The organism is Acidovorax sp. HMWF018 (assembly GCF_003061035.1).
GTDB lineage: Bacteria > Pseudomonadota > Gammaproteobacteria > Burkholderiales > Burkholderiaceae_C > Acidovorax > Acidovorax delafieldii.
This window is the reverse complement of the sequence record NZ_QAIM01000227.1, coordinates 1-2,031: the sequence shown is the minus strand read 5'-3', so window position 1 is coordinate 2,031 and position 2,031 is coordinate 1. Positions and strand designations below refer to the sequence as shown.

3 protein-coding genes are annotated in these 2,031 nt (G+C 69.6%); 2 read left to right on the top strand and 1 reads right to left on the bottom strand.

The window, feature by feature from the left end; translation table 11 throughout:
• The coding region (locus tag DBR23_RS08070; protein WP_108497885.1) for an SPOR domain-containing protein at positions 1-486 on the top strand (486 nt) is incomplete at its 5' end.
• 11 nt (positions 487-497) lie between these two features.
• Entirely contained in the window at positions 498-1,241 is a 744-nt protein-coding gene (locus DBR23_RS08065; protein WP_056742793.1) for a DUF6882 domain-containing protein, read from the top strand.
• Between the two features lie 31 nt (positions 1,242-1,272).
• On the opposite strand, the gene DBR23_RS08060 is transcribed toward DBR23_RS08065, so the two are convergent.
• Positions 1,273-2,031, bottom strand: a 759-nt coding sequence (locus DBR23_RS08060) for an MBL fold metallo-hydrolase (protein ID WP_108497884.1), incomplete at its 5' end; no start/stop codon positions are given.

The window sequence follows — 2,031 nt, the reverse complement described above, 5'->3', positions numbered from 1 at the left end:
ACCCCCGCCTCCACACCGGCTGCCCCGGCCCCCGCAGACTCTGCGGAGTGCCTGCAGGCCGGCGTCTTCGACGAGCGCCAGGCCGAAGTGCTGCGCACGGCGGCTGCTGGCTTGCCCTCAGGCAGCTGGACGCTGGAGCCCACGCCCGTGCCGGGCCGCTGGATGGTCTACATGGGGCGCTTTGACGACGTGGAAACACTGGACCGCAAACGTGCCGAGCTGCGCGCCCGCAAGGTGGACCACGACCGCGCCGGGGGCACGCTCGAACTGGGCTTGTCGCTGGGCCGCTTCGCATCGAAAGAGGCGGCCGAGCGCGAGCTGGCCAACCTTGGCAACAAAGGCGTGCGCACGGCGCGCGTGATCCAGGAGCGCGCCGAATCCCCCGGCTTCACGCTGCGCCTGTCCGCCGTGAACGACGCGCTGCGGGCACAGCTGGATGTGCTGCGCACGGCCATGGCGGGCAAGACGCTGCGCACCTGCGGCTGAGCACCTTCTCCATGAACGAAGAGCAGACATCCATCCAGTGCGGCGAGCACGGAGAGGCCGCGCCCACCTACGTGTGCGGCCACCTGTGCCGCCACCCGGTGCAGCGCTGGTTTTGCGATGCACCGTCGCCAGACACCCCCTATCCGGACGCCTGGTGTGCGAGCTGCCATACCGAGCTGCTCAAGACAGGCGGCGAGTGGAACGAACACAACGCGGACTGCCTGGACCTCCAGATCCTGTGCCACCACTGCTACCAGGACGCCATGGCACGCAGCGTGGAGGCCCTGGACGGTGATGCCGAAGCCGCCTGGATCGATGCGGTGACACAGGGGCACCATGCGCTGCGGGACAAGCAGCGCGCACTGGAGCAGGACCACGGCATCTCGCACTTTGAACGCTGGGACTACGACCAGGCGGCAGGCACCTTGACCTTTTCAGACGGCGGTGTGCCCCGTCTGGTGGCTGACATCGAGTTCATCGGCTCCGTGTCGGAGGCCAGCGGCACCTGGCTGTGGGCCTGGGCCAATTTCCACAACGAGGCCCCGGTGGTGTCGCGCATCGCTGCGGTGCGGGAGTGGGGTGAAACCCAAGGCTTCCTGCACCTCACGGTGCCGCTGTGGAAGGGCGATGCCACCGATGGCTGGGAGCTGTCGGGCGTGGCCGCGCAGGTGCTGGGCGCCCAGGGCGTGTACCGCGTGCCCACGGGCCGGGGCTTTCTGTACATGGCCCTGATGTCGGTGCAGCGCGTGGCGTGAGCACGGTTGCTGCGCCAACCCCGGTGCAGCGCTATGGCAGCGGTATGGCGCGCGTCTCGCCCTGCCGCATGAGCCAGACGCGGTCCAGCGGCAGGCCACGCTGCGCGAGCGCGGCGGCAAGGTCGCGCGGCGGGTGGTCGAAGGCCTCCTGCGTCAGCATGAACGTGCCCCAGTGCACACCCATGGCCTGCCTGGCTTCCACGTCCAGCATGAGCTGCACGGCGTCCTCGGGGTTCACGTGCATGGGCTTCATGAAGTCGCGGGGCAGATAGGCGCCGATGGGCAATGCGAGAAAGTCCACCGGCCCCAGGCGCTGGCGGATGGCCTTGAAGTCGTCGCTGTAGCCCGTGTCGCCCGGGAACAGAAAGCGCCAGGGCGCCGCCGTCTGCGGGCGCGCCCATTCCAGCAGGTACCCGCCCCACAGCGAGGCATTGGTGTCCCACGGGGTGCGGCGGCTCCAGTGCTGCGACGGCGTGAACACCACGCGCACGCCGGGCGCGATGTCGGTGTGCTCCCACCAGTTCAGCGCGGTGACGGGGCCCATGCCCCGCTGTGTGAACCAGTCGGCCAGCCCCAGCGGTACCACGAAGCGGGGCGACTGGCCCGCGTCGAGCAGGCGGCGCAAGGTGCCGTAGCACATGTGGTCGTAGTGGTTGTGCGAGATCAGGACCACATCGATGGGCGGCAGGTCCTCGGGCGCCAGGGGCGCAGGCACACGGCGCGGGGCACCGAAGCGGCCCAGGGGGCCCGCAAAATCGCACAGCGTGGGGTCGATCAGCACGTTGAGGCC